The 22,828-nt window shown below is 45.4% G+C and carries 11 protein-coding genes and 2 pseudogenes; 5 read left to right on the forward strand and 8 right to left on the reverse strand.

All coding sequences use genetic code 11. The features are described 5' to 3' along the window. Position 1: 1 nt before the first annotated feature. The 4 genes from IPP77_11495 to IPP77_11510 form a co-directional block, all read right to left on the reverse strand. Positions 2–1,045: a flippase-like domain-containing protein gene (locus IPP77_11495; GenBank protein ID MBL0310264.1), complete on the reverse strand. Its 1,044-nt coding sequence runs from the start codon at positions 1,043–1,045 to the stop codon at positions 2–4. 2 nt (positions 1,046–1,047) lie between these two features. Then, positions 1,048–1,398: an aspartate 1-decarboxylase gene (locus tag IPP77_11500; protein ID MBL0310265.1), complete on the reverse strand. Its 351-nt coding sequence runs from the start codon at positions 1,396–1,398 to the stop codon at positions 1,048–1,050. Positions 1,399–1,450: 52 nt separating this feature from the next. After that, positions 1,451–2,842: a TIGR03790 family protein gene (locus tag IPP77_11505; protein MBL0310266.1), complete on the reverse strand. Its 1,392-nt coding sequence runs from the start codon at positions 2,840–2,842 to the stop codon at positions 1,451–1,453. Between the two features lie 421 nt (positions 2,843–3,263). Then, a complete protein-coding gene (locus tag IPP77_11510) occupies positions 3,264–7,541 on the reverse strand; it encodes a T9SS type A sorting domain-containing protein (GenBank protein MBL0310267.1) in 4,278 nt (1,425 codons plus the stop codon). Positions 7,542–7,844: 303 nt separating this feature from the next. Here IPP77_11510 and ppk1 point away from each other — a divergent pair, with 303 nt between their 5' ends. From ppk1 to IPP77_11530, 4 genes are all read left to right on the forward strand, one after another. Continuing rightward, positions 7,845–9,890, forward strand: a complete 2,046-nt coding sequence (gene ppk1 / locus IPP77_11515; GenBank protein MBL0310268.1) for a polyphosphate kinase 1 — start codon at positions 7,845–7,847, stop codon at positions 9,888–9,890. Positions 9,891–10,007: 117 nt separating this feature from the next. Then, on the forward strand, positions 10,008–10,913 hold the full coding sequence (locus IPP77_11520) for an exopolyphosphatase (protein ID MBL0310269.1): 906 nt from the start codon (positions 10,008–10,010) through the stop codon (positions 10,911–10,913). Between the two features lie 528 nt (positions 10,914–11,441). Then, entirely contained in the window at positions 11,442–12,413 is a 972-nt protein-coding gene (locus IPP77_11525) for a hypothetical protein (protein MBL0310270.1), read from the forward strand. A 96-nt stretch (positions 12,414–12,509) separates the two neighbouring features. Then, positions 12,510–13,763: a helicase associated domain-containing protein gene (locus IPP77_11530; protein ID MBL0310271.1), complete on the forward strand. Its 1,254-nt coding sequence runs from the start codon at positions 12,510–12,512 to the stop codon at positions 13,761–13,763. An 85-nt stretch (positions 13,764–13,848) separates the two neighbouring features. Here the strand turns inward: IPP77_11530 and IPP77_11535 are convergent. The 4 genes and pseudogenes from IPP77_11535 to IPP77_11550 all read right to left on the reverse strand — a co-directional run bounded on the left by IPP77_11535 (position 13,849) and on the right by IPP77_11550 (position 19,636). Beyond that, positions 13,849–17,036, reverse strand: a pseudogene (locus tag IPP77_11535) (hypothetical protein). A gap of 295 nt (positions 17,037–17,331) precedes the next feature. Continuing rightward, positions 17,332–17,778, reverse strand: a complete 447-nt coding sequence (locus tag IPP77_11540; GenBank protein MBL0310272.1) for a hypothetical protein — start codon at positions 17,776–17,778, stop codon at positions 17,332–17,334. Then, positions 17,775–19,476: pseudogene (locus IPP77_11545) on the reverse strand (collagen-like protein). The gene IPP77_11540 and the pseudogene IPP77_11545 overlap by 4 nt, the downstream one beginning before the upstream one ends. Further along, complete coding sequence (locus IPP77_11550; GenBank protein MBL0310273.1) at positions 19,451–19,636, reverse strand: hypothetical protein; 186 nt, start codon at positions 19,634–19,636, stop codon at positions 19,451–19,453. The pseudogene IPP77_11545 and the gene IPP77_11550 overlap by 26 nt, the downstream one beginning before the upstream one ends. Positions 19,637–19,817: 181 nt before the next feature. Here IPP77_11550 and IPP77_11555 point away from each other — a divergent pair, with 181 nt between their 5' ends. Further along, positions 19,818–22,823 (forward strand): M1 family metallopeptidase, encoded by a 3,006-nt coding sequence (locus tag IPP77_11555; GenBank protein MBL0310274.1) that lies wholly within the window; start codon positions 19,818–19,820, stop codon positions 22,821–22,823. Positions 22,824–22,828: the final 5 nt, after the last annotated feature.

Genomic DNA, 22,828 nt, shown 5'->3' on the forward strand with positions numbered 1-22,828 from the left:
CCTACTCTTTTAAGGTTACTTGTTCTAACGCTGACTCCCGGTTAGTTATTGCAAGAATGATGAGAGAAATTACACCGGCAAGCAAAACGGAAGCAGTTTGCATAGACCAGATAACTAAGCCCAGTGATAGCGCGACACTGCCCACTATCCCATATAAACCAAGAACTATCTGCACGAATATGGGATACAAACCCAGACCTCCCGGTGTGATGGAAAAAGCAATAGATGCAAAAAACAGTACCAGTCCAGCGGCTAAAAACCCAAGGTGCGACGTTTCGGGAAAGATGCGGAAACCTAAATAACCCATCAGGAAGTAACATACCCAAATCATCAGAGTATGAAACAAAAACAAATACGGGTTTGAAATATCCTTGATGGAAATAATACCGCGAATCAACCCGGTTATCTTTTCCTTAAAACTAGCCAGAAGAGAGGGCAAGCCCTTTTTCCGTACTTGAATGGCGAGAAACAAAACAAGGCCTGATATGACGATTCCGAATACACTATACTTTAGGTTGGCACTGATTTCGTATTTGGAAATAATTTCACTAAACGTTGTTTGCGAATCGGCCATAATTTGCTGATATAGTAGCAGAAATTTATCTTGCTCTATCCATAGAAGAAAAACCGCCAGCAGACCTAAGCAAACTACGTCCACTACCCGTTCCAAGACCATAGTACCAATCGCTTTATCTAAAGGAACTTTTTCATAACGAGCTAAAATGCCACAACGACTCACCTCGCCCAGACGTGGAAAAAAAAGGTTGAGAAAATACATAATCATCACACTGTAGAAAGTATTCCAGAAACCGGGATAATAGCCAAGCGGACGTAACAACAGCCGCCACCTTTCGGTTCGGAAGTAATTACTCATGAGACCAATAAGCGGAGGTATTATTACCCAAAAGTAATCGGCGCGACGGATGTCCTCGATTACATTTTGTTTGTCGCCTTCGCTCATGCGTCCTAGGAACCACAATACCAAAGCAATGCCGGCGCCAAGCGAAATAACCAGCTTCAAACCACTAAAAAGATATTTTTTCAAGCCTATTTGGTGAGTTGGTTGCTTGCGTTCACATGTACGGTAAGGGGTACGTGCTTTTTATATTCCTCCATAGTGACCATTCCATACGAAATGATAATAATCAAATCACCGACCGCCATTTTTCTGGAGGCAGGTCCATTCATACATATAGTACCAGAGCCTCTTTCACCCTTTATTACATAAGTTTCACGACGCTCACCGTTGTTGATGTTCACAATCTGTACGCGCTCGTGTTCAAACAGATTTGCCGCCTCCATCAAATTCTCATCAATAGTAATGCTTCCGATATAATTCAAATCCGCCTGAGTAATAGTTGCACGGTGAATCTTCGATTTATACACTGTAATTATCATAGGGGCGCGAAAGTAATGGAAATTTGAAAAGAGAAATGATGCGACATAAGAATTACAATTTCACCCAGCGCATTTTTTCAGATTTGCCCGCCGAGTTTACCTCAGCTATATACATACCTTTTGGAAGATGGCCAATGTTAATCGAGCCGATGCCCGATTGTTGCGCTTCTATTAGTCGTTGCCCATTGAGGTCGTAAATAATCAAATCCCGGATACGAGCATCCGGTGAAACAACGTATAACTTATCCATCGCTGGATTAGGAAATAAACGGAACGAAACCGTTGACGGTTCGACAATACGGTTTGACAACCCAAGGTTGGTGGTAATCGAGGTTTTGGGGTCACCAATCACTACATCCATCCAACCTATCATTCTTGAAGCTGAAAAATAACTTTGAGCCAAATTATATTTTGGCGAACCATCCGTTTTTAAGTCTGTATAGCGATCGAATAGAATACTGGAGATGGCAATCGCCACCGTGAAGGGTTCATAAACATATCCCTTTATTCCCGATACTCCTTCTTTAATCCAATCAGCAATTAAGGATTGGCCATAAGTTGTGTTCGGCTGTAAGGAACGACCACTGGTAGATACATGCGTTTCGGCAATAGAGCCTTTGACCCAGGTATTGTGTGGAATGGCGTTCGTCGTGTAATGCTGTGAAAATCCATCGTTACTTCCCCAACTGACATAACCCAACACGTTCTTCTGATCCGTAACATAGATGCTATCCGTATTCAACAGTACATTCCAGCCTCGGTTAGTCAGAATAGTAGCCGCTGTCCCCATAGCGCTATTCAATGGATTTCCTGACCAGTTAGGCGATTGATCTAAAACAAACAACGCTGAATCTCTATCTACAAAAACATTCGGTCCGCTGTTATCAATTAAATTCAGTACCTCCTGCACAGAATAGGCATCCAGCCGGGTAACCAGATATATCTGGAATCCTTGTTTAAAAAAACTGTCCGTTGCGTTGTAATATGGATTGGTCAGAAAATTATCAGTCGCAATGTCATTAAACGAAGTGCAGTCTCCCATGTAATAATCTTCATACGAAACCGTCATCAGCATCAATTCGCTTTCAGCAGAGGCATTACAATCCACATTCGTTCTGGCTACTTTCAGCGGACAGCCCTTCGTTGTAACTATATAGTTGATAGTGTCTTGCAAATCATGAGCATTCAAATACTCCTTTATCTGGCGCGCATAATCTTTGAATGTACTATCATTCACTTCCTCATCCGTCGTAACATTCACCCGTATAACATTCACTGCAGGAATTTTTCGCTTTGCAATAAAATAGTCGGCAATGATTTGAGAGGAATCACTGTTAAGATTAATAACCACTGCTACGTCGTTGTAATTTACGTTATGCTGCGCTACCGCAGGAAGATAGTCAGACAGTAGAAAAATAACCAAGAGAAGGAGAATTCTATTCATTGGGCATATTTACGGAAATAAAAGTAAGTATAATTAAAACCGCTCAATAGCTTCTTACATAATTCATATTGAAAAAAGGGTTTAACAAAAGTAGCCCTTCAGCGATGTGGCACATATCTTGTGCTAACCTGCACACATCTTGCCCCAATCGCAACACATCTCGTGCTAATCGGAACAGCTTTTCACAAGATCACAACACTTCTTGTCTAAAGCAGTACAGCTTCTCACAAAATCACAGCACTTCTTGTCTAAATCGGTGCAGATTTTCGCAAAAGGTGCACTGATTCGCTTGCAATGTGTGCTGATCCGCTGAAGATGAGTGCTACTTTGATAAAAAGCCTTGATTCTCAATAATTCATCAAAAAAGGCGGCCTAAACAATTAGACCGCCTTTTCAAATATCAAAACAAATCGCTTTACTCCTACTGTTTCATAAACCGCAGAACCAAGCCATTCACTTTAACGAAATATAGTCCATTAGACATCTGAGCTACATTAATTACCATGAGTTCATGAGAGAGATAGCCTCGTTCAATGACCTGTCCTATTACGTCATAGATTTCAAATTCCTGACCCAATCTCCTCTTGTCCGCCTTGATTTGAAGGTTTTCTGTGGCCGGATTTGGATAGATTTCTAAAGAACCCTCCATGTCAAAATCATTCAAACCGCTAATCACTACAGGGCTGGATGTAGCCTTACAACCATTGGCGTCTGTAATTTCTAGCGTGAAGTTTCCGAAACCTTTGGCGATATAAATACTGGAAGTGGCACCAGGAATTTTATTTCCATTCAAATACCACTGATAGGAAACAGCTCCAAAAGATGAAAGCGTATCGCCCTGACGAATGATAGCAACTGATGGAACCGGATAAATAGCTATGTTCTTTCGCTGAGAGATCACAGAACATCCGTTGGCAGACGTAACACTCACCCAATAACCGCCTGCAAAGGTTGCCTGCGTACAACTAGAGGTGCCACCATTGTTCCATGAATAAGAAATAAAAGTATCCGGTGCACAAATTTCAGCGTTTTCACCTGAGCAAATCAGGGTATCCAATGCGGTCAATGCCGGTGCTGCCGGAAGGGCTTTAACCACCAACTTAAGCGTTACAGATGTATCTGAACAATATCCATTGGAGCCGTAAACACGATAATAAGTAGTTTGGGATGGTGCTTCAGTATAAGTAGCACTCACTGCTCCGTTAATATCAACAAATCCTGTGCTATTCGTAGAGTTCTGCCACTGAACAGCCGATGAATTTCCGGTAACCGTCAGCAGCGCATTGGTACCACTACAAACGCTGTCAGGAACAGAAGATACAACTCCTGCCTTAAATAATGGAAGAATCGTTGTTACCACCGAGTTAGAAGTTGCGGGCGAGCCAGCAATACAACTTTCACTCGAAGTCATCACACAAGTCACAATATCCTGATTATTCAGTGAATTGCTGGAAAAGGTATTCGAAGTTGTTCCGGCAGCAATACCATTTACCTTCCACACATAAGTGGGAGCTGTTCCGCCGAAAAACGGAGTAGCAGTGAAATTCAACAAATAACCTACACAGGCAGTAATACTTGATGGAGTAACCGTCACCTTGGCTGTATCAATAGCTGAGACAATAGTTACCGTAGCAGATACAGTTGCAGAACATAGGTTAACATCCGTTACCGTAACCTTATAAGTAGTATTCACAACAGGGCTAACTTTAAGCGTATCTGTATTGCCACCAATACTCCATGAATAGGCATTACCACCACTTGCTTTAAGCGTGGTACTCTGTCCCGGGCAAACAGAAGGGTTAGCCGGGGTGATCACTGCATTAGGGAGCATATTGACATTTACGGTTATGCTGGCAGAAGCCGCACCACAAATATTAGAGGCAGTTACGCTATAGACAGATGTTGTCAGCGGACTTACTTTAATAGAAGCAGTACTTGCCCCCGTGCTCCACTGGAAACCAGAGGTGCCATTGCAAGTCAACAACACGCTATCGCCTAAACAAATTGAATGGCCGGTAATAGTCAGACTGGCAGTGCCGATGACCGTCACGGTATCAGTCTTAGTACAACTAGATGCATCCGTAATGGTTACCGCATGTTTTCCAACAGTTAAGCCGGTATCTGTGGCGTTAGTAGTCCCGCTTGCCCATAAGTAGGTATAAGGAGCCGCTCCTCCACTTGGATTCACGGTGGCATTACCCGTGCCGAAACAAGGGATATTAGAATAACTTCCGGTGAACGTATTTGTGATGGGGATGGGCTGGGTGATATTCGTACTAACGGTGCCACTACAACTGCCGAGGTCAGACACGGTAATAGAATAAGTAGCAGGCCCGAGATTGGTAGCCGAATCTACGGTACTCACATTGGGTGACCAGGTATAGGTGAAAGGGCCGTTGCCTCCAACCACCTTCACTTTTATTTTTCCATCATTATTCCCCGGACAGGACACAAAATATGGTATCGTAGTGACGCCAAGTTGAGGGATGGAATCCACTACCACCGTAGCCGTCGCCTGACAACCTCCATTTTCTGTTATGGTCACTTCGTAGGTTCCTCCGCTCAATCCGGAAACCGAAGAAGTTGTATCTCCAACAGACCACTTGTACTTATAAGGAGCGGTACCACCTGTCGCAACTATACTTGCCGAGCCATTGTTCAGACCACAAGTTGCTGGCGAAACAGTTTGATTTAAAACGATGTTTACTCCACTTACCGGAATAAAAGCCGAAATAGAATCTGAAACAAATTGTGCAAGACTACATCTGTTAGGAGGAGTGGTATCAGCAGACGTAATATAGACCTCGCAATTACCCGGGCATATCCTGTACAATGTAATCTTTACGGGCGTTGAAAACAAATCAAAACTGTAATCCCCAGCGATTCCAAAAGCCGGAATAGCTAGACTACCACCAGCAAATGAATAATTATTAGGTGGAGAATAAGTGATAACCGTTGGGTTACAAGCAAACTTATATGTATAACCAGCAGTTGCTCCGGGGGGTAAAACTGGTTTAAACACTATAGTTCCGTTACAAGTAGTGCAACTTGACGCATTTGTTATGGCCATGTTGGTTTGCGGAATAGCATATGCATTAGTATTAATCACATTGACGCTGATCACTGTGTCTGATGAACAACCGGCAGCGGTGACTTGGTGTAGCCTTACATTAAAATCACCTCCATTGGGGGGAATCCAAGTGGGAGTAGTACCGGAGGAATCCTGATAAAAACCGGTGCCATAGAAATCCCAATAAAACTTTCCTCCTGTATTCGGATTGGAGCAGGATGCATTAATCGGTACAGGGGTGCCGGAGCAAACAGTATCCCAAGTGAAACAGGGTGTAGGTGGCGGACCGGCCGAGGATGCAGTTATAGTGATCGAAAATGTATCTACACATTGTGGCCCTGCCGTAGAAGCCGTAACAAGTTTATAGGTTCCCGCACAGGCAATAGTCAATATTTGTTGCGTAGAAGACCCCGAAATACATCCATTGGGTGTAGTCCATTGGTAAGCCGCTGCTCCCGGAGGCCCGGTAATTTTGGCAGATTGCTGACCATTGCAAAATACAGTGGACGAGGCGTTCAATTTGATTTTTGCACAACTGGCCGAAACATAAGCATAGCCAAAGTGCCCTCCCTGAGCGCAGTCTGATGCTGTATATCGAACTGTCACACATTGACCTGCATAAGCTTGCAGCGGAACAAAAGCGGTTGTCCACGGTCTGCAATATACCGTATCTCCTCCTGCATACCTTAATACTGGCACAAAGCCGGGGATATTAGCACCAGAAACCACAAAGTACTGACCGCAACCTGGAATGGCAGTGCCGTTCTGGTCTAATACCTCAATATTAAACCAAGGCTGTTCATAGCCTATATGCCCTGGGTTTTCCAATACAACAGCATATTGAATGGTCAGAATTGGGTTGGACGCACTTATATTAAAAGTCTGCTCCAAAATCCCGACTCCATATCCATTCTGCGCACCATCGCCTATTCTTGCCGCATAGCCACCTAATGGCGGGTTCAGTGGAATCAATGAGCCGGCAATAGGGTCGGTGCCACCGGCATTCATCAGAGAAACCTGATAGCTCGCAGTATTGGCATCATAAGCATCCACAGTAACCGACCCGCTAGGTCCTCCTGTCTTATAGTTCAGGACAACCGCCGCAGTAGTACTCGCATCTACGGCCCAGTAAGAATCCCAAAAAGAAAGGGTTCCGTTTCCAAACCCGATATTGCTGCACGATGGGTTACAAGTGCCACGAGCACCCGGCCTGCCGGCTTGCTGCCTTCTTCCATCTAATTCATCTTCAATAAAGCCCGGGTTATTTATCTTGAGTGCATTGTATTCAGCAAACAAGGCGATGAACTTTTCGTCTAATTGATAAAAATAGGCATCTGCATTGTCTGAAGTAATATTTCCATGAGCAAACTCATGAAAGAATTTTGCTCTGGACTTCAACAAAGTCGCTTCATTGAAGAGCAAAAACTCCGCAAACTCACCGGTGGTTGCCCCCACTGTCTGAGCTAAATTATGCTCCCACGCGGCACCTTTTTGTTGCCATAACTGTTCCGACAAATCGCCTGACGACATCTGATGTGCCTGATGCGTTTGGGCGATGCCGGGTAAAGCCCCAAGCATAAAAACAAGGGCAAGATAATAACTACGAATACCAGAGAAAAACTGTTTCATGATGGTTTGATTTAATTGATAAAAGAATAGTAAGAAAAAATAGCCGGAGAAAAACAATAAGACACGCCAGATTTTACAAAGGACTTAGTAAAGGTTGGTGGCATTTCTTTATGATATATTATGATGATGACTGATCGCTGTAATAATAGGGCAACAAAAATAAAAAATGTTAGCATAGACTGAAACTATTTTTCAGAAGGAACAATCCATCCAAATCTGGTTAGCTAAATAGCAGAAAAAACCTCGCCGTTTCCTTCCTTCCTTATTCTTCTATTTTTGACGGCATACAATGCAAATCCATCTATGCCTAAGAACGGAAAATTTATTAATCGCGAAATAAGCTGGCTTTCTTTCAATGGCCGGGTATTACAGGAAGCCGCCGACCCATCGGTTCCGCTCATTGAACGCCTTCGTTTCTTAGGTATCTTTTCCAGTAATCAAGATGAGTTCTTCCGGGTGCGCATCGCCACCTTGAAGCGCCTGCTGGTGTTGGGAAAGAAAGCCAAGGAAACGCTGCACTTCAAATCCAAAAAAATCATGCAGGAGGTGAACAGCATTGTGCTCCGGCAATCCAAACAATTTGAAACGATTTATGCCGCCATTCAGCAGGAGCTAAAGAAGCATCACATATTTATCATCACCGAAAAGCAATTGACCAAGGCGCAGGGCCAGTTCGTCAAAGCCTATTTCAATGAGCATGTTCGTCCGGCACTGGTGCCTATTATGATTAACCAAGTGAAGGTTTTCCCTTACCTAAAAGACAAAAGTATTTACCTCGCCGTTCGCCTTTCGGTGCAGAACAAACCAAAAGAAAAGCAATACTCCATCATCGAGATTCCGACCGATGTGGTGGACCGGTTTCTGGTTCTTCCATCCACCAACAACAATCAATATGTTATTCTGCTGGACGACATCATCCGCTTTAGCCTGCCCGATGTATTCTCCTTTTTCCCTTTTGATAAAATAGAGGCGTACACCATCAAGCTGACGCGCGACGCCGAACTGGATCTCGACAACGACCTTTCGCAAAGCTATCTCGACAAAATATCGAAGAGCGTGAAGGCTCGCCGAAAAGGCAACCCGGTGCGCTTTGTGTATGACAGCGACATGCCGAAAGACTTGTTGGATTACATCAAAACCAAAATGAAGCTGGGCAAATTCGGCAGCCTGATTCCCGGAGGCCGCTATCATAACTTCAAAGACTTTATGCGCTTTCCAGCCATCGGCGGCAAACAGATGATCTATGAAAAATTAAAGCCGCTGCCACATAAACTATTGGCGGTCAATCAAAGTCTCTTTGAAGTGCTGCGCAAACAGGATGTGATGCTTCACTACCCCTATCAGAACTTCGCGCACTTTATTGATCTGCTTCGCGAAGCAGCGATAGACCCTCATGTGAAAACAATAAAAATCACTTTGTACCGCGTGGCCAAAAAATCTATGGTCATCAATGCACTGATCAACGCGGCGCAAAACGGCAAGCAGGTGGTGGCGGTGCTTGAGGTGCGTGCGCGCTTTGATGAAGAAGCGAATATCTCTTGGGCGAAACATCTGCAGGAACAGGGCATTCAGGTGATTTTCGGCGTGCCGGGGCTGAAGGTGCATTCCAAACTCTGCCTCATCACGCGGATGGAAAATGATAAACAAAAACTTTATGCCAATGTCAGCACCGGTAACTATAACGAGATCACTTCTCAGGTATATGCCGATGATTCTTTGCTGACCTCCGATGTGCGAATCACCAAAGAGGTGGAGAAGGTTTTTGAATTCTTCGAGAAGAACTATAAAGTTCAGAACTTCAAACACCTCATTCTTTCTCCCCAGTCCACCCGTCGCCGGTTTATTAAACTGATTGAAAACGAAATGGCCTATGCCCGCAAGGGCGTGAAGGCCGAAATCTTTCTCAAGTTCAACAGCGTGGTGGATGATGACCTCATCAAAGCACTTTATGTGGCGGGAAAAGCCGGAGTCAAAATCAGACTCATTGTTCGCGGAACGTTGGCGCTGGCACCGGGCATTGTCGGCCTGAGCGAAAACATCGAAGCCATCAGCATCGTGGATAGACTGCTGGAACATTCGCGCGTGATGATTTTTAGAAATGGGGGCAACGAACTTTTCTTCATCTCTTCTTCCGACTGGATGATGCGCAACTTGGATGCGCGGATTGAAGTGAGCTGTCCGATTTATGATAAAACGATTCAGAAGGAACTGCGCGACATGCTCGAACTTCAATGGGCAGATAACGTGAAGGCCCGCGTGCTCGACGAGGCGCAACAAAACCATTATCGCGCGGCTACCGGTCGAAAGAAAGTGCGCGCGCAGGAAGCGATTTATAGTTACTTGAAATAATGAGCGTTTATGGATTCCATCGCTGCGAGCGATGGAATCCATACGCACACTTTTCAGTTGAAAACTACCTGCTCACTTTCGCACCGTTACCATTAACTTGCGACAAAATTAGCGACCTTGGAAATCAGAAAATTTGCGGCAATAGATATAGGTTCCAACTCCGTTCGCCTGCTGGTATCCAACGTGTTGCTGAATGGCGAAGGCCCGCTCTTCAAGAAAAGTTCGCTTATCCGCGTACCGGTTCGCCTCGGTGGCAATTCCTTCACCAACCATCAAATTCCCGAAGTATCAATTCTTCGACTCGAAGACACCATGATGGCTTTCAAATATTTGATGAAAGCCAACGAGGTGGTTCATTATAAAGGTTGCGCCACTTCGGCCATGCGCGAATCGGCCAACGGACCCGACATCGTGCGCCGGATAAAAGAAAAGGCCGGCATCAGCATCGAAATTATTTCAGGCAACATAGAAGCCAACCTCATCTTCAGCAGCCAAAATGCGGCGCTGGGAAAAATGCAGAACAACTGTCTCTTTGTAGATGTAGGCGGAGGCAGTACGGAAATCACCATCTTCTCCAAAGGCAAAGCCGTGGCCGCTCAATCTTTTCCCATCGGCACGCTGCGCATGTTGCAGTTGCAAGTAGAAAAGGAGGATTGGCGAAAGATGAAAGAATGGGTGAAAGAAAAGGTGGGCATTCTGAAAGATTTCTCCATGATCGGCTCGGGCGGCAACATCAACAAGATATCAAAGCTGGCAGAACTGAAACCCGGCAAATCGCTTTCTTTCGATAAGTTGGATGAGCTGGTAGAAGACCTGCGCGTCCATACCTACGATGAGCGCATGAAGATTTATGACCTGAACCCCGACCGCGCCGATGTGATTATTCCCGCCGGCGAGATTTTCCTTACCATCATGAAGTGGGTAGCTGCCGATAAAATCTTTGTCCCCAAAATCGGTTTGGGCGACGGCATCGTTCGCGAGGTTTATAAAGAATATCTGGACGGAAAGAAGAGTGCGTTTTAAGCCATTGAGTAGATTTGACAACTTTTAAAAGTTGTCAAATCTGGTCTAATTCATTCCAAGAACCCCCTCATCCTTCCAGCCGCGCTATCCATAGAAATCATCACTACATACTTTTCCCCGCTTTACTATTTCCTAATTTAAGGAATCTATTAAACCGATCGGTTTTCATCATTCAAAATGTATGGAATATACTTAATGAGGCAGTTGAGCTATTTCCAAATGTACGGAATATACTCAACGAGGCAGTTGAGCCATTTCCAAATGTATGGAATATACTCAACGAGACAGTTGAGCTATTTCCAAATGTACGGAACATACTAAACGAATCAGTTGAGCCTATTTCCAAATGTATGGAATATAGTCAACGAGACAGTTGAGCCATTTCCAAATGTACGGAACATATTAAACGAAGCAGTTGACCTATTTCCAAATGTATGGAACAAGCCAAACGAGACAGTTTAATTGATTCCAATTTTGTGGAAATAAATAAACTTCATAATTTTATGCTACCAAAAATCCAGTAAGTTTATGAAAACGATAGAAAATCTGTTTCTCAACTTTTTTGATGATAAAAACATCACCAGCTATCGCCTCCAATATTTTGCGGATGAAACACTGGCCAAATTAATAAACGTCAACACTGGCGGGCAATATGACGCAGTGATTGCCGACCTGACGGCCAAAATCGCGGCTATGAGTAATTTTCAGGTTCAGATATTGATTGATATATCGCAACAAATGGGAAAGACCTATACTGTGAATGAAATTTTCGAAGCCTTCATGAATGAAGTGCGTCTGCAATTTGGGGTGATTCAGGAAAAGTACCGGAATGACGAGAAAACCTTCCTCCTCTTTTACCCCCAAGGGATGAAAGAATACAACCGGTCGCGCAACAAAACAAAGATACATTCCCTGATGGTGGCTTTTGCAGATGCAATACTGAACCATGCCGCCGACTTCCCTCCCGCCACGGTCACTTTGTTCACCAATTTCCCGACTGCATTCCAGACAGCGCAAAATGCACAATCATCGAAGATGGGGATGGTGAGCAGCAACCGGGCATCGTTGCACAAAACCCGAGAAGCCTTGAACGAATCACTCCTGGTCGCAGTGCTTACCGCCGGCGCGGTTGAAAAGGGAAATATCATCAAGTTGAAAGCCTTGTTTGATTTCAGTTTATTGCTGCCTCGCCACCACAGCGCCGCCAAAGAAAAATATCATGGATTGATTCATCCGAATAAAACCGAAGTGGCTGTGCACGATACCTTCCCGGAGGGGACACGTATCCGGTTCAGCAATTTCAGCAACATCGAATTGAAGATTGGAGGACATGCTTCGGCGGACGGTACCGGTATCGTCTGGCAAACCGTGAAAGCCAACAAGACCAAGACCTTTAGAATAGAACAACTGATGACATCGCCTTCCGATACTTATATTTTAATCTTCAATCCCGACCTGAACGATGCTTGCGCCTGGCAAATGTTGCGGTGGGTGGAATGAAAGAGTGGACGGTTCGAAATTTGTAGAAACAAATTACCTGAAAGTTTTAATTCCGGTTATACTATTTTTTACTTTTGAAAGAACAATAAATGTGCAATGGAGAATTTCAGCAAAAACTTTAAGGCATTGAAAGAGTATAAACAAACCTTTCAAAAGTTCCCGAAGCAGAAGGATAACCTCGTACTATACACTTGGATGAGCAGCATACGAACACAATACAAAAACCATCGTCTGTTACCTGAGGAAATTGCTGAATTAGAAGCTATCGGTTTTATATGGAACAGCCATGAACACATCTGGCAGAAGAACTTTGCGCAACTCCGGTCATTGAGTTCCGAAGAAATGGCAAACCTTCCCATAGATAACGAGAAACTGAATCAATGGCGGAGGATTCAAGAAATGTCATTCTATAAAGGGAAATTAACCTCCGAGCGGATGGAGCAAATAAAATCTTTTGTAGAAAGGCCGGAGTTGGGGGTGATTTACATGAAAGCCAAAATGTCTCCCGTGGTGGAAGCCAAGTGGTTCATTAACTATGACCGACTAGTAGAATTCAGAAAACGATCGCCTCATCGCTGGCCTGGAAAAACAGACAATGATCCGATAGAAATGAAGCTGCACTCCTGGTGCTATTTGATCCGACAGAGGCAGAAAGACGGGAAGCTGCCCTCCTTGTGGAGAGAGCGGCTGGAGGCCATAGGTTTTAATTTTAATGCACTGCGAGATAACTGGATAAGCAAGTATGAAGCGTTGAAAAAACATTTGGAAGAAAACAATGGCATATTGTCCGCCAGCATTCATAAAAAAAAATACTCTTGGTACAGATCGCAGCTAAGGAAGAAGTTGGACAAAGAGCAGCAGAAGATGTTTAAATCATTGCCCCCCGTGCAAACCTCTGGGATATCGGAAAGTAGTTGGATGGAGCAATATCACCAGTTGGCTGCCTATATTGAAGCTCATGGTAAATTTCCGACCCATACTATCAATTATAAAATGGCATGCTGGACCAATACGCAACGAGCGCACTATAAAAAGGGGATACTACGCAAAAAACGAATCCGGCTATGGAAAAAACTGGGGTTAAGTGATTTGAAATTCGATGGCTTTCATCATATCTGGCAACAAAAATTTGAAAAGTTAAGGTCTTGGCGAAGAAAGAATCCGGGGCTTTGGCCTGTTATTCAGGGAAGCCTTGAGGAGGAACGGAAGTTGGCCATTTGGTGTCGATATCAATTGATGAGAGGGAAACAACCTAGGAAACCGCTCAGCGCCGAACAGGCTGAAAAGCTGAAAGATATTGGCTTTCCGTTTAGCGATTCTCCTTTCTCTAAGAAACGAGTTAAACAATAAACAAAACCCGTCGCACCGAAGCAGGACGGGTTTTTTATTTAAACCTTCCAAGTGTTTGAGACTTGGAAGGTTTATCCTGAAAGATTTAATCAGCGAGCTTCACTAAAGAATAGGTTCCATTTATGATAGATGTAGGATTGCTCCATGCGCCAATTCTTGCCTGAATGGTTAATGAATTGGTGGTGGTCAGGTTGAGCACGTGGCTGATAGACAAAATTCCCTCGGCCCCATACGTAGATGCACCAGCTTTAGGGGTAGCGTCCTGATAAACAGTAACTATATAGTTTTCGGCGAAATCCGCTCCGGTGAGATAGGCCGTCAGCAGATATTTGCCGGTGCTTGGAATGGTAATGGTGGCAATGGTGGAGTAATAATCATCAATACTTACTGCAGGGATTCCGACTTCAGCATTGATAACTGAAGGATAAGAACCGGCGCCAGAAGGCGTTTCCCAAGTGGCCAAACCATCCGCATCGCTGGTCAACACTTTGCCTGCACCGGGAGTTCCTCCGGTGATTTTCACCTGACCGGCTACTTCGAGTTTCGCCCCGGGAAAATAAGTACCAATACCAACCGAACCAGCATTCATAATGATACTGTTGTTGTTGTCCCATATAGTCATTGTTGTCCCGTTTTTCACCCCATTGATATCGCCGATATTGACCTGACCGGAGGATGTTGATAGAACCGGATAGTAACCTCCGAGCCCGCTTTCATATTGATGGATAGTAACTCTGCCGTTGTCACCCGAGATGATGTCAAGATCTTCTGATTGCATCTTGATAGCCGAACCGTTACCAACGGCTGTGTTCTGATAGATAGATAGATCGCTGTTATCACGACCCAATATATCGCCCGAAACAGCCATATCGCCAACGACATCAAGTTTAGAAAGCGGTGAAGTAGTTCCGATACCTACATTACCAGTACTGGTAACTCTCATGTTCTCGACCAGACTGTCAGAGCCATTTTGCGTACTGAAACTTAGATCTGCAGCAGAGCATTTACACTGGTTGTCAGCACTCAAGTCGGTACGGTAGTCTTTTACCCGTACATGGAAAGCATTTTTATCGCCGGTATTATCTGTAGCAAAGATAGCGCTACTCAACTTGCCTCCGTTATTGTTGGTGCCGAAAATATGCAAGTCAGCTAAGGGGCTTGAAGTATTAACACCAATTTTTTGATGACCATAACTGATATAGCTGCTATTATAAACAGTACCCGCACCATCGTCGGTCCATGGTCCGCCGCTACCAGCGGCACCCGTAGCACCTTGTGGACCGGTAGCTCCCGTGGCACCATCTACTCCGTCAATACCGGCAGGACCTTCTGGACCCATTGGGCCCATTGGACCAGCGAAACCATCATTACCAGCAGGGCCTTGCGGTCCCATTGGTCCCATTACACCGTCAAATCCATCATTACCGGCAGGACCTTGTGGACCCATTGGGCCCATTGGACCAGCAAAACCATCATTACCAGCAGGGCCTTGCGGTCCCATTGGTCCCATTACACCGTCAAATCCATCATTACCGGCAGGACCTTGTGGACCCATTGGGCCCATTGGACCAGCGAAACCATCATTACCAGTAGCACCGGTAGGACCCTGTAGGCCATCGGCACCTGTTGGGCCTTGGATTCCATCTGCACCTGTAGCACCGTCATTTCCATTTGCGCCGTCGTTACCGGTAGCACCGGTCGGACCTTGTAGGCCGTCAGCACCTGTTGGGCCTTGGATACCATCTGCACCTGTAGCACCGTCGTTTCCGTTAGCTCCATCATTGCCAGTAGCACCCGTAGCACCGTCGTTTCCATTAGCACCGTCATTGCCAGTAGCACCGGTAGGGCCCTGTAGACCATCAGCACCAGTCGGGCCTTGTATTCCATCAGCACCAGTAGCACCATCGCTTCCATTGGCACCATCATTACCGGTAGCACCGGTCGGACCTTGTAGGCCGTCAGCACCTGTTGGACCTTGTATTCCATCAGCACCCGTAGCACCATCGCTTCCATTGGCACCGTCATTACCGGTAGCACCGATAGGGCCCTGTAGACCATCAGCACCAGTCGGGCCTTGGATACCATCTGCACCTGTAGCACCGTCGTTTCCGTTAGCTCCATCATTGCCAGTCGCACCGGTAGGACCTTGTGGGCCATCTGCACCTGTTGGGCCTTGGATTCCATCTGCACCCGTAGCACCGTCGTTTCCATTTGCACCGTCATTACCGGTAGCACCATCGTTTCCATTTGCACCGTTGTTACCGGTAGGACCTTGTGGGCCGTCTGCACCTGTTGGGCCTTGGATTCCATCTGCACCTGTAGCACCGTCGTTTCCATTTGTACCATCGTTACCAGTAGCACCGGTAGGGCCTTGTGGACCATCAGCGCCTGTTGGGCCTTGTATTCCATCTGCACCTGTAGCACCGTCATTTCCATTTGTACCGTCATTACCAGTAGCACCGGTAGGACCTTGTGGGCCATCAGCACCAGTCGGGCCTTGGATACCATCTGCACCCGTAGCACCATCGTTTCCATTTGCACCGTCATTACCAGTAGCACCAGTAGGGCCTTGTGGGCCGTCAGCACCAGTTAGGCCTTGAGCGCCTGTATTACCCATCAATCCTTGTGGACCCGGATTGCCCTGAGGGCCTTGTAAGCCCGTGCACCCGTTGCACCAGCCAGACCCTGAAGTCCCTAGTGCGCCGGTGGCACCATCAGCACCCGCAGCACCTGAGCACCCACAGCGCCTGTAGGCCCTGCCGCTCCCGCGAATCCTTGTTGTCCCTGTATTCCCTGTGGGCCTGGATACCTTGAGGGCCCTGAGGGCCGGCACCGGTCATACCTGTGGGACCCGTAGGGGCCTTTGGCACCGCCGCCTCCACCACCGTTTCCTGAAAATAAGGCATAAGGTACACTCAACAACTGCGAGGTTCCCATATCGGTATAGTTCGTTCCTCCTGCCGGATCAACTTCTACTTGTAGATATTTAGCACCGCTGCTCCAATCTACGAAGCTGAGGTCTCCCTTCTCTCCTATATATAGATTAATCAATCCAAACTGATTGGTAGTCGCCGTCACCGTCTCTGTATATTCAACCGGACCCGACATCGTGCCATTGTGTATCATAAAGCGAACCGTCACATTCGTACCGTTCGACAATGGCTGCCCGGAGTTATCTCGAACTACCGCCTGATAGTTCATCTTCTGAGGAACTTGTGCGAAAACTGTTGTAGCAAAAACTACGAAAGACAGAAAAAGGAAAATGTTTTTCATCAGCGTTGTATTTTAAATTTAAGAACGTGGCAAAGATAACCGGTGGTCATATCGAGCAAATACCCTTTACTAACAGAAGCGATTATAAATCGTATTAGATATAGTACAAATAGTCCTGACGGTCATCTTCCTTTCTTATTATCCAAGTTGAAACAAAAGAGGTAAGGAAAAATAATTACTGTTTGCCAGCGTTAGAAATCCTTAGACACCAGTAGGCATAAAAAAGCTGCCTCATCTTCCGAGGCAGCTTCAAATTATATCTATACAGGATTGTTATCCTTAAGATACTGCTATTTTACCAAATCCACCATTCAATGAACACCATACCAGAAGCACCGGCACCGCCAAACGTAAACCCAGCACCGCCGCCGCCACCGCCGCCGCCAAACTGACCGCCGTTTCCTCCATTACCACCATTTCCCGCTCCAGAACCACCGGCACCAAAGGTGCTTCCACCACCACCACAGCCGGAAGGCCAACAGCCACCCTGAATATCATTTCCGCCACCGCCACCATTAACAGATAATAATACATCAAAAGAACTGGAGCCTCCTGCTCCGGCTGTAATCCCATTCCAACTATCGCCCCCATTACCACCACCACCAACGGTGATTGTGTACGCAGTGGACGGTGTTACAGACAGTGTAGAATATCTGACAAAAGCTCCAGCACCGCCGCCGCCGCCGCCCCAGCTTCCGCCGCCACCGCCGCCACCAATCATACTTACTCTTACTGAGTTCACCCCAGCCGGTACTGTAAAGGTATTTGAACCAACCGTGCTAAACATTTGCTTCCATGAGCCGTTGGTGCATTGCCCCAACTTGCATTTCCATTGGCATCTGAAACTAAAGATTTGCCATCGCCTTGGTTGCCATCAACAATCTTTAGCGTGGTTCCAGAAGTACCGACTACCTCAAGTTTAACGGAAGGCGAAGGAGTTCCAATACCTACGTTTCCGTTTCCTTTAATCCTCATTAGCTCATTACTGGCAGATGCACCGGTTGCAGCAAAAAACACATGATCTGCACTTGTAGCGGCAGTCTGATATCGCAACATGTTGTTGTTGATACCAAACCCGTATATCTCATGGTCATTATCAGCATTTTCATAGAGGACTATTTTTCTGTTTGATATGGTGTTTGCCAATTGCAAACCCGCGTGAGGAGTGGTTGTCCCGATACCTACATTACCTCCATTATTGTAAATATTGCTGTTATTGGTTACCCAACTGGTACCATTCCAGTAGGGAGTGTTTCCGGCAGAAGTTCCGCTTGCAAGAAATCCAGTTGCTCCGGTTGCGCCAGTAACACCTATCATGCCAGTAGCACCTGTCGGGCCTTGAGCACCATCAATACCCGGAGCACCGTCGTTTCCGTTAGCTCCATCATTGCCAGTAGCACCGGTAGGGCCTTGTGGACCATCAGCACCAGTCGGGCCTTGGATACCATCTGCACCTGTAGCACCGTCATTTCCATTTGTACCGTCATTACCGGTAGCACCGGTAGGACCTTGTGGGCCATCTACACCTGTTGGGCCTTGGATACCATCTGCACCCCGTAGCACCGTCGTTTCCATTGACACCATCATTACCGGTAGCACCGGTCGGGCCTTGTGGACCATCTACACCAGTTGGGCCTTGGATTCCATCTGCACCTGTAGCACCGTCGTTACCAGTAGCACCGGTAGGACCTTGTGGACCGTCAGCGCCTGTTGGGCCTTGGATACCATCTGCACCAGTAGCACCGTCGTTTCCATTAGCACCGTCATTACCGGTAGCACCGGTAGGGCCTTGTGGGCCATCAGCACCAGTTGGGCCTTGGATACCATCTGCACCCGTAGCACCATCGTTTCCATTTGCACCGTCATTACCAGTAGCACCAGTAGGGCCTTGTGGGCCGTCAGCACCAGTTAGGCCTTGAGCGCCTGTATTACCCATCAATCCTTGTGGACCCGGATTGCCCTGAGGGCCTTGTAAGCCCTGTGCACCCGTTGCACCAGCCAGACCCTGAAGTCCCTGTGCGCCGGTGGCACCATCAGCACCCGCAGCACCTTGAGCACCCACAGCGCCTGTAGGCCCTGCCGCTCCCGCGAATCCTTGTTGTCCCTGTATTCCCTGTGGGCCCGTAATACCTTGAGGGCCCTGAGGGCCCGCGGCACCGGTCATACCCGTGGGACCCGTAGGGCCTTTGGCACCGCCGCCTCCACCACCGTTTCCTGAAAATAAGGCATAAGGTACACTCAACAACTGCGAGGTTCCCATATCGGTATAGTTCGTTCCTCCTGCCGGATCAACTTCTACTTGTAGATATTTAGCACCGCTGCTCCAATCTACGAAGCTGAGGTCTCCCTTCTCTCCTATATATAGATTAATCAATCCAAACTGATTGGTAGTCGCCGTCACCGTCTCTGTATATTCAACCGGACCTTGACATCGTGCCATTGTGTATCATAAAGCGAACCGTCACATTCGTACCGTTCGACAATGGCTGCCCGGAGTTATCTCGAACTACCGCCTGGTAGTTCATCTTCTGAGGAACTTGTGCAAAGGTAGTTGCAGCTAACAATAAAGGCAATAACAATAGAAGGATATATTTTTTCATAATTACTTTTAAGGGGTTAAATAATTAGGGGTCAAATAAAAACGCATCAGCAATCGGTTGTAGTTGTACATATCAACAGGAGCTAGGAGTATCTGTATAAAAACCAATACAAGCGGGCCGTCTTAATATATGCGTTGCTGGTTCCACATATTCTTCTATTTTCGTTTTGACCGATATCTTCATGAAGTTCCTTCTTCTTTCCTTTGCACTTGCTTTTTGCATGACCGGTTTATCCCAGAATAATTATTGGCAGCAAGAAGTAAACTATCAAATAGAGGTTCAACTGGATGATGTGCATCACGAACTGAATGGATTCATTACGATAGATTATAAGAACCATTCACCAGAGACGCTCTCCTTCATCTATCTTCATCTCTGGGCGAATGCATACAAGAACACCCATACGCCTTTTGCAAAGCAGCTGATTGAAAACGGAAGCTGGGAGTTCAGAAGAAGCAAGCCCTCAGAACGAGGGTATATAGATAGTTTGAACTTTAAAATAAACTCGGAGGCCTGTCGCTGGTTGTTTGATTCTACGAGCGAAGAAATTTGTAAGGTAATATTGAATAGCCCGCTAAGTACTGGTGAAAGTGTGCGGATCTCCACCCCCTTTCATATCAAATTGCCTTATACTTTTTCTCGCATGGGGCATGTAAGGCAGAGTTATCAAATCAGCCAATGGTACCCCAAACCAGCGGTGTATGATAAAGACGGATGGCATACTATGCCGTATTTAGATCAGGGAGAATTTTATGGGGAGTTCGGTTCTTATAATGTTAGCATCACACTTCCTGAAAACTATGTGGTAGGAGCTACGGGTGATTTGCAGGATACGGCTGAAATAAGATGGATGAATGAAAGAGCCGAGGCCACTTTAAAGACAATAGAAACAAAAACATTGGACTATAGCTTTCCGGCTTCTTCGCAAAAAACAAAAACGATTCGATTCAAACAAGATAATATACATGACTTTGCCTGGTTTGCCGATAAAAGGTATTATGTGCTAAAAGGAGACGTAGAACTTCCAGCATCGAAACATCGTGTGGAGACTTGGTCGCTGTTTACCCAAGCACAATCTAGCCTTTGGATAAAAGCGCCCGAGTATCTAGCAGATGCTATTCGTTATTACAGCAACCAGATGGGAGACTATCCTTACCGACAGGTAACAGCGGTTCAGGGAATTATAGGTGCGGGGGGCGGTATGGAATATCCGAACGTGACGATTGTAGGCCCAGTAAAAAATGGGGAAGAATTGGACATGGTGATTACTCACGAAGTGGGACATAACTGGTTTTATGGTATGTTAGGCAGCAACGAACGCGAACACCCTTGGATGGACGAGGGCATCAATTCTTACTATGAAAACCGGTATGCTCAAATAAAATATCCTGAGAAACAGTTGGCTGATATGTTTTCCAAACCTACTCAAAAATTCTTTGACCTCCTTCCATATAAAAGCAGGTACGCAAGAGATTTTGCTTATCAACTCATGGCACGAGAGAATCGCGATGAACCGGTTGAACAAAATGCAAAAGATTATACATCCTTCAATTATGGCGCCGTGGTATATGGCAAATCTGCTATGCTAATGGAGTATCTCGAAAAGTATCTGGGCACTGAAATCTTCGATATGATAATGAAGAAATATTTTGCGACTTGGAAATACAAGCACCCGGAACCAGAAGACCTTCGAAGAATGTTTGAAACAGAAACCGGAAAGGATTTGAGTTGGTTCTTTGAAGACTTAATCCAAACCAAAAATAAGATTGACTATAAGATTGCTTCTGCTAAAAAACAAAAGGGAACGGACAGCCTTACCATCCTACTGAAGAATATCAATAAGGTATCCTCACCTGTCTTACTCACTTCGCTAAAACGCGATTCCGTTATTTCTTCGCAATGGTTAGATGGATTCACGAGAACAAAAGTAATTTCGATTTCTAAAGGTGAAGCAGATAAGATTCAGATTGACCCGGGGCTTATCATCCCTGAAATAAACAGGAGAAACAATACCTATAAAATCAACCGCCTAGCTCATAAATTCGAACGATTGCGTTTACAGTTTCTCGGATCTATAGAAAACCAAAACCGGACACAGGTTTTCTTTGCTCCTTACATAGGTTGGAACAACTATGACAAAACACAGGTGGGGTTAGCTATATATAGCCCGATGGTGCCCACCAGAAAATTCAGTTATTACCTGATTCCTGCATTCGGTACTGGTTCAAAACAATTTATCGGCTTTGGAAAATTCAGTTTAAATCTCTTTCCTGATGAAGTACAAAAAGTTTCTTTTGGTTTGTTTGCTCAGCGATTCAGTTATCTGTTATTTCCAGAAAATTTGACCTTCAATAAAATAGAACCTTCTATATCTATTGAATTCAAAAAGAGAAGATCAAGAAGCCCGTACATACATTCACTGCAAGCGAGGAGCGTGATTATTATCAGCGAGTGTGCAGAGAAAGTTTTGGATGAGAAAACACAGCGATACTTTGTAGATGAAATCAAATATCGCTTAGAGCGCCGTTCTACTCTAAATCCGTTTAGCGTACAAGTCACATTCCGTCATGGAAGAAATTTTGGAAATCTTTCAGCAGAAGGAAGGTTTCTGCTCAGTTACAACCGACCCAATGAAGGATTTAAAATAAGACTCTTCGCCGGCGGGTTTTTATTCAACACGAAATTATCAAGCGATATCTCGGCTCCCAATCCCAGATTTTATTTAAGCAATGTTTCCAATAGCACTTATGCCTATTGGCTTCAAAAAGATTATATGTTCGATGAAACATTCTTAGATCGAAATGGAAGAGACAAAAATCTCGCACGGCAAGTATCGGTGGTAGATGGCGGGTTCCGTTCCAATACAAACGTCGGTGCAACCGGTAAATTTATCAGTGCTATAAACCTCTCTTCCTCCATCCATAGATTTGTTCCCATTCACCCTTTCCTTTCTGGAGCCTTATGGGTGAATGATGACAACAAGTTGCAAGTAGCAGCAGAAGCCGGTATATCTCTAATTGCCTTGCCGGAAATGGTAGAAATACACTTGCCTTTCCTTGTTACCAACAATATCCGCAACAACCAAAAAATAATTGGTATCCATAAATGGTATCAGAGGATTACTTTTACACTCAAATTAGAGTTACAGAACCCATTGAGTTTTCTTCGTAAATACATCAACCTTTAAAATCA

The sequence above is a fragment of the Bacteroidota bacterium genome, assembly GCA_016722375.1.
GTDB lineage: Bacteria > Bacteroidota > Bacteroidia > Chitinophagales > LD1 > Bog-950.

Excerpts from the sequence above, each read along its gene's own strand:
- IPP77_11510 (MBL0310267.1), bottom strand. The coding sequence starts at position 7,541 with ATGAAACAGTTTTTCTCTGGTATTCGTAGTTATTATCTTGCCCTTGTT.
- ppk1 (MBL0310268.1), top strand. The coding sequence starts at position 7,845 with ATGCCTAAGAACGGAAAATTTATTAATCGCGAAATAAGCTGGCTTTCT.
- IPP77_11525 (MBL0310270.1), top strand. The coding sequence starts at position 11,442 with ATGAAAACGATAGAAAATCTGTTTCTCAACTTTTTTGATGATAAAAAC.
- IPP77_11550 (MBL0310273.1), bottom strand. The coding sequence starts at position 19,636 with ATGAAAAAATATATCCTTCTATTGTTATTGCCTTTATTGTTAGCTGCA.
- IPP77_11555 (MBL0310274.1), top strand. The coding sequence starts at position 19,818 with ATGAAGTTCCTTCTTCTTTCCTTTGCACTTGCTTTTTGCATGACCGGT.
- IPP77_11505 (MBL0310266.1), bottom strand. The coding sequence starts at position 2,842 with ATGAATAGAATTCTCCTTCTCTTGGTTATTTTTCTACTGTCTGACTAT.
- IPP77_11500 (MBL0310265.1), bottom strand. The coding sequence starts at position 1,398 with ATGATAATTACAGTGTATAAATCGAAGATTCACCGTGCAACTATTACT.
- IPP77_11530 (MBL0310271.1), top strand. The coding sequence starts at position 12,510 with ATGGAGAATTTCAGCAAAAACTTTAAGGCATTGAAAGAGTATAAACAA.